We start from the raw sequence: 6510 nt of genomic DNA on the forward strand, positions 1-6510 counted from the left end.
CCCAGAAGGGGAAGCCTCGCAGAGTTCCGTCATCCGCAGATGACGGAATCAAATGAAAATCCGTCATTTTCGGGGACATGCGCCTCGAAAATGACACTTTTCATGAAATTTTTGCCGACAATTTCATCAGAAATCGAGGCAAAAATTTCATGAAGCTCCTTCGAAAAAGTGGCGGAAGCCACTTTTTCGACAGCCTGCAGCCATCCCTGAGAGGATGGCTGCTTTCATGTGAAATTTGTGCGCAAACAGTACATAGGCAAATTCTGATCGAAGCCAAATCGAAGCCCCGGGCTGCGGCGTTCAAACCGGTTGTCTGGCCGGCGGCGCGTTTGCGCTGTACAAGCGTTTTCGCCTCTGGCGAAAACCTTGGCGCAGGGAGAATTCACTTCGCCTGAGCATTTAAATGCCGAAGGATGGAGGCGGACGCTGGACGCCGGAACCCAAAACAGAGCGACATCCAAAGGCTTAAGCTACGTATGGGGCAAATCGTTAAGAACAGACCGACCGGCGGGCGGCTCTCATGACTGGGGGCCGCCCGCCGGTTTGTCATTTTGCTTCAATCTCTACACGACAGCCGCCACTGGGCGCTCTCGCTCTGGAGTTCCACCATGCGGCGGTAGAGGCCGCCCTGCTCCATCAGTTCCGCCGGGGGGCCCTGCTGGGCCACATGGCCGTCCTCCAGCACCACGATATGGTCCGCTCCGGCCACGGTGCGCATCCGGTGGGCAATGACCAGCACCGTCTTGCCCCGGAGCAGGCGGGAGAGGGCGGCCTGGACGGCGCTCTCGTTCTCCACGTCCAGGCTGGCGGTGGCCTCGTCCAGCACCACGATGGGGGAATCCTTCAAAATGGCCCGGGCCAGAGCGATGCGCTGCTGCTCCCCGCCGGAGAGATAGACGCCCTTGGCGCCCACCACCGTGTCCGGCCCCTGGGGCAGCTTTTCCAGAATGTCGTCGCACTGGGCGGCGTGAGCGGCGGAGAGAACCTCCTCCCGGGAGGCGTCCGGCCGGGCCGCCCGGATGTTTTCCAGCAGGCTCTCCTTGAACAGCCGGGTATCCTGGAACACAAAAGCCACCTGTTCCATGAGTGCGGCGCTGTCCAGCTCCCGCACGTCCACGCCGCCCACGGTGACGCTGCCGCTGTCCACATCCCAAAAACGGGGGATCAGGCTGGCGGCGGTGGTCTTGCCACCGCCGGAGGGCCCCACCAGGGCCACCACCTGACCGGGCCGGACAGCGAAGCTCACATCCTCCAGCGCGGGCCGATCCGCGCCGGGGTAGATGAAGGTCACATGGTCAAAGACCACGGCGTCGTTGACCGGTTTCTTTTGAACCTTCGGCTCCCGCATGGGCTGCTGGCTCAGGATCTCGTCCAGGCGGACGATGGCCTCGTCGGCCTCCATCACCGCCTCACTCATATACATGATGCGGTTGATCATCTGGCCGCAGGCGGGGGCGAACAGGGTATAGAAGATCAGGTTCACCAGTGCCGTCCGTACGTCTCCGCCGGAGGCGATCAGCAGCGCCGCCGGGATCAGCAGGGCAAAGGCTCCGTTGATAAAGGTGAGGAAACAGGTCTGGCCCGTCCGGCAGCTCATGGCATACTGGCTGGCCAGGTCGCTGTAATCTTTGATGGCGGCGTAGAAGGCCTTGAAGGAGCAGACCGTCTGCTGGAACATCTTCACCACCGGGATGCCCCGGACATACTCCACCGCCTCGCCGCTCATGCGCTCGATCTCCTGCTGATAGCGGTGGAAGAAGCCGGCGTTCTTGCCGCCCATCATCAGGCACATGGAGAGCAGGGCCAGCACCATGGTCAGAAGGCACAAAAGGCCCATCCGCCAGTCAAAGAGGAACAGCATGACGATGGCGGCGATGGGCGTCACCGCCGTGGCGGTCAGGTCGGGGAGCTTGTGGGCCAGCAGATCCTCGGTCAGCCCGGCGTTGTCGTCGACGAGCTTGCGCAGCCGCCCCGACTGGTTCCCGGTAAAAAAGCCCAGAGGGAGCTTCAGCATATGAGTCATGGCGGCGCGCCGGATGTTCCGGGCGGTACGGAAGGCCGCAATGTGAGTGGACATGAGGGCGGCAAAGTACAGCAGGATGCTGCCAATGGCAAACCACACTGCCATCCAGCCCCAGCGGCCCAGTTCCCCGGCTCCGTCCGGGCTGGGCCAAGCGGCCAGCACGCTCCTCGCCGCCAGCCAGACGCACAGGTACGGCACCAGGCCCAGCACCGCCGACAATGCCGACAGGATACAGCCCAGGATCGTCAGGTTCCTGTGCCCGCCCGCATAGCCCAGGATGCGGGCGAGGCTGCTCGGTTTCTTTTGGTTCAAAGTGATCCCTCCTTATCAAAATAGTTAGTTAAAGCTAACTTATATCCAAAAAAGACAGGGGCTAAGCCCCCATCAATTTCAGCCATCCGGCGGTGTAGAAGTCCCGCAGCTGATCCACGTCCCGCAGAGCCTGCTCCCGGGGCATATCATGAACCACGATCTCAAAGATGCCGTTGAACATCCCGCTGGCGATGATGTGGCACAGGGATTTGTCCAGCACAGGAATGCCCTTCCCCAGGTGGCGGAGCACCTCCATGTACTGGAGGGTGTACTCTACTTCCACCTCCACCATGTTGTGGACGAAGTGCTCGTAGCTGGTACCCTCCGAGCGGGTGAGGAGCAGCTTCACCGGCTCCCGGTGGGCGCAGATGTAGTCCACCATCCAGTGGACGCAGCCGGAGGACTCCACCCCCATGTGATTCGGCTGCTGTTCCTCGGGCAATTCGGCGAAGGCAGTCTGGGCCTCCATGAACTTACCCATGAGGGCGGCAGCGTGGGGCTCTACGATGGAGGCGAACAGGGCCTCCTTGCTGGAGAAGTAGCCGTAGAAAGCCCCGGTGGTCACCCCGGCATTCTTTACGATCTGCCGCAGGGAGGCCCCCAGAAAGCCCTTGTCCAGAAACTCTGTCAGAGCGGCCTCTTGGATACTCTCCAGGGTGGCAGTAGACTTTTCTTCCATGGAAAGAACTCCTTGTAACAGTGTTATATAACGCTGTTATAATAGAGCTGACATAACGAAATGTCAAGATGACTCCTTCAAATTTTTTCTGATGCCGGCTTTTCCAGAAGAACGCACCTGCCTGCACCGATTGACAAAGCAGAATCCTCTGCATATAATCTACACATACCCCTAATGGTATGGAGGAAATGACAATGCGACAGTGTATGGACGCAGACAACCTGCACCGCAGGCTGAAGAAAATCATTGGACAGGTGCAGGCCATTGACCGGATGATCGACGAAGACATCCCCTGTGAGGACATTCTGGCCCAGATTAACGCGGCCAAGTCCGCCCTCCACGGATGCGGTAAGGTGGTCCTGGAGGGCCACATCCAGCACTGCGTCCGGGACGGCATCCAGCACGGGGATGCGGACAAGACCATCGAGAGCTTTACCAAGGCGGTGGAGCGGTTCTCCAACATGAGTTGATGGGACGGAAGGGCAGCCCGGCGGGCTGCCCTTTTTCTTGACACGATATACCCCTATAGGTATAATATACCTATACCCTGTATGGTATAAAGGAGAGGAGCATTATGAAATCACGCATGGAAAAACTGGAGCATCTGCTGGAGCTGGGCGGCATCAAAAAGGATATTACACTGCTGGTCATCTCCGGGATTGCCGTGCTGCTGAGTCTGCTGGGCGTACAGCCGTTTCCCTTTGACATGGCGTGGGTGGCCATTGTTCTGTGCGGTGTCCCCATCATTCTGGAGGCTGTCATCGGCTTGGTGACCGCCTTTGACATCAAGGCGGACGTGCTGGTGTCTCTGGCTCTTATTGCCTCGGTAGCCATCGGGGAGGACTTCGCCGCCGGCGAGGTGGCCTTTATCATGCAGCTGGGCGGCCTGCTGGAGGAGCTGACGGTGGCCCGGGCCCGGGCAGGCATCGAGAAACTGGTGCATCTGACGCCCCAGACCGCCCGGGTGCTGCGGGGCGGACAGGAGATCACCATCCCCGCCGAACAGGTGCGGGTGGGCGACCTGCTCCGGGTCCTGCCTGGGGAGGGAGTGCCGGTGGACGGCGTCATCATCTCCGGGCAGACCTCCATCAATCAGGCCGTGATGACCGGAGAGTCCATGCCGGTGGACAAGACCGTGGGGGACGAGGTCTCCAGCGGGACGGTAAACCAGTTTGGGGCCTTTGAGATGCGGGCCTCCAAGGTGGGGGAGGACAGTTCTATCCAGCGGATGATCCGGCTGGTGCAGTCCGCCGACGCGGGCAAGGCCAAGATCGTGGGCATCGCCGACCGCTGGGCCACCTGGATTGTAATCATTGCCCTGAGCGCGGCGGCCATCACCTGGCTCATCACTGAGGAGATCATCCGGGCGGTGACCATCCTGGTGGTGTTCTGTCCCTGTGCCCTGGTGCTGGCCACCCCCACCGCCATCATGGCGGCCATCGGAAACGCCACAAAGCATGGTTTCCTCGTGCGGGAGGGGGACGCCCTGGAACGGCTGGCCCAGGTGAAGGTCATCGCCTTTGACAAGACCGGCACCCTGACCTACGGTACGCCGGAGGTGGTGGAAGCTGTCAGTGTGACCGAGGCTTACAGCAAAGAACAGCTCTACCGGCTGGCCGCCTCCGCCGAGCAGTTCTCGGAGCACCCCTTGGGCAAGGCCATTGTACACTGCTGCAAAAAGGAGTTTGGAACCGAACTCGCCCTGGCCGACGGCTTTTCCATGCTCCCCGGCCGGGGCGTGAGTGCCCGGGTGGAGGGCAAAGAGATCCTGGCCGGAAACCCGGAGCTGCTGCATGAGCACGGCGTCTCCATGACGCCCCCTCCCCCGGCAGAGGAGGCCATCCGGAAGGGCTGCACCGTGACGTATCTGGCGGTGGACGGGGTGTTCGCCGGCTATCTCGTCCTCTCCGACACCCTGCGGGAGGAGAGCGCGGAGATGATCAAATCCCTGGGCGGACTGGGGGTGGAGCCGGTTCTGCTCACCGGCGACCATGAAAATGCCGCCCGGGCCATCGCCGGGCGGCTGAAGATTGATTCGGTACAGGCCAACTGCCTGCCGGAGGACAAGTTGAAGGCCATTGACAAATATCAGTCCTCCGGCCGGCCGGTGTGTATGATCGGCGACGGCATCAACGACGCCCCCGCCCTGAAACGGGCCGGGGTGGGCATCGCCATGGGGGGCGTGGGCAGCGACATCGCCGTGGACGCGGCGGACATCGCCCTGGTGGACGATGAGGTGAAGGAGCTGCCCCACCTCATCGCCCTGTCCAGAAGGATGATGACCACCATCAAATGCAACATGACTTTCTCCATGGCGCTGAACTTTATCGCCATCGTCCTGGCGATTAACGGCACCTTAAACCCGGTGGTGGGGGCCCTGGTACACAACGCCGGTTCCGTGCTGGTTATTACCTGTTCCGCCTTCCTACTAAAATGGAAGAAAGCGCCAACCCGAAAAAGCAGGTGAAGGTGCAAATACCCGCGGCATCCAGGCGCTACGCCAAGGAATTGACGGAGGAGGTAAACGCGGACCGGGAGGCCCATGGGAAGAAGGCCTTTGAAGACGATGACGGGCCTTCAGCAGCGGCGAAGAAGCGCAGGGACAATACCTCGAAGAAGAAGCTGGTCCGGCGGAAGAAGGAGAAGCTGCACACCGTGAAGCGGAGACCATTGCTGCCGACTCTGCCTGCAAGCCCCTGCATATCTGTAAAAAGGTATTTGAGGATGGACGTGTGCTGTCCAGCGCTTACAAACGGCCCCAGACCAGGAAGGGCGGCCACGAGTGGTGGAAGTATGTACATGACGAGTATCATGACTGTGTGCTCTGCCTGGAATTCCAGGCCCTGATTTACCGCACCGCCAACCGGGACGGATACCGGGAATATAAAAGCGCCCCCAAGCTCTGTTCCAGCTGTCTCACCCGCCATCTGTGACCCGCTCCAAGGACTGCGTAAAGACCGTGCGGAGGCATATCTGGAAGCACTATGGGGAGCTGGCCGACGACGCCCGCTATACGCCCCAATACCAGGAACTCTGCAAGCGGCGGAAAGAGACCATTGAACGGGTCTTTGCCGACGCCAGGAAAAACACGCCATGCGCAGTTACTTTCGCGCCGCACAACGGCGCAAAAGTCCGCGCTCCCCTCTCCGCAAGCCTTGCGGGGCATTCAATTCCATGCGAGGCGGGCGGCTGCGTCCCTTCGCGCTCCCCTGTCCCGGCGCAGGCAATTCTGTTCAACCGAGGTTTTTTGGACACGCTGGGCGGCGTTTCCGCGTGAGCGGAAGCGCCGCAGGCTTTCGAAAAAGTGGCTTCCGCCACTTTTTCGAAGGAGCTTCATGAAATTTTCACCTCGATTTCTGATGAAATTGTCGGCAAAAATTTCATGCGAAGTGTCATGTTCGAGGCACATGTCCCCGAAAATGACGGATTTTCATTTGATTCCGTCATCTGCGGATGACGGAACTCTGCGAGGCTTCCCCTTCTGGGAGGTTTTTCG

The 6510-nt window shown here is 60.4% G+C and carries 5 protein-coding genes; 3 read left to right on the top strand and 2 right to left on the bottom strand.

Annotated elements, in window-relative coordinates:
• Positions 1-556: 556 nt before the first annotated feature.
• Positions 557-2335 carry an ABC transporter ATP-binding protein gene (locus QZY67_RS11345; protein WP_295370398.1) on the bottom strand — a complete coding sequence of 593 codons (1779 nt, stop codon included), beginning with the start codon at positions 2333-2335 and terminating at the stop codon, positions 557-559.
• Positions 2336-2396: 61 nt separating this feature from the next.
• Positions 2397-3014 (bottom strand): TetR/AcrR family transcriptional regulator, encoded by a 618-nt coding sequence (locus QZY67_RS11350; protein ID WP_295370400.1) that lies wholly within the window; start codon positions 3012-3014, stop codon positions 2397-2399.
• A 194-nt stretch (positions 3015-3208) separates the two neighbouring features.
• Here QZY67_RS11350 and QZY67_RS11355 point away from each other — a divergent pair, with 194 nt between their 5' ends.
• The 3 genes from QZY67_RS11355 to QZY67_RS11365 all read left to right on the top strand — a co-directional run bounded on the left by QZY67_RS11355 (position 3209) and on the right by QZY67_RS11365 (position 5947).
• Complete coding sequence (locus QZY67_RS11355; protein WP_295370403.1) at positions 3209-3484, top strand: metal-sensing transcriptional repressor; 276 nt, start codon at positions 3209-3211, stop codon at positions 3482-3484.
• A 104-nt stretch (positions 3485-3588) separates the two neighbouring features.
• Positions 3589-5481: a cation-translocating P-type ATPase gene (locus tag QZY67_RS11360; RefSeq protein ID WP_295370405.1), complete on the top strand. Its 1893-nt coding sequence runs from the start codon at positions 3589-3591 to the stop codon at positions 5479-5481.
• A gap of 265 nt (positions 5482-5746) precedes the next feature.
• Positions 5747-5947 (top strand): hypothetical protein, encoded by a 201-nt coding sequence (locus QZY67_RS11365; RefSeq protein ID WP_295370408.1) that lies wholly within the window; start codon positions 5747-5749, stop codon positions 5945-5947.
• Positions 5948-6510 lie beyond the last annotated feature (563 nt).

This window comes from uncultured Pseudoflavonifractor sp. (assembly GCA_904419835.1).
Classification (GTDB): domain Bacteria; phylum Bacillota; class Clostridia; order Oscillospirales; family Oscillospiraceae; genus Pseudoflavonifractor.

Excerpts from the sequence above, each read along its gene's own strand:
- QZY67_RS11350 (WP_295370400.1), bottom strand. The coding sequence starts at position 3,014 with ATGGAAGAAAAGTCTACTGCCACCCTGGAGAGTATCCAAGAGGCCGCT.
- QZY67_RS11360 (WP_295370405.1), top strand. The coding sequence starts at position 3,589 with ATGAAATCACGCATGGAAAAACTGGAGCATCTGCTGGAGCTGGGCGGC.
- QZY67_RS11355 (WP_295370403.1), top strand. The coding sequence starts at position 3,209 with ATGCGACAGTGTATGGACGCAGACAACCTGCACCGCAGGCTGAAGAAA.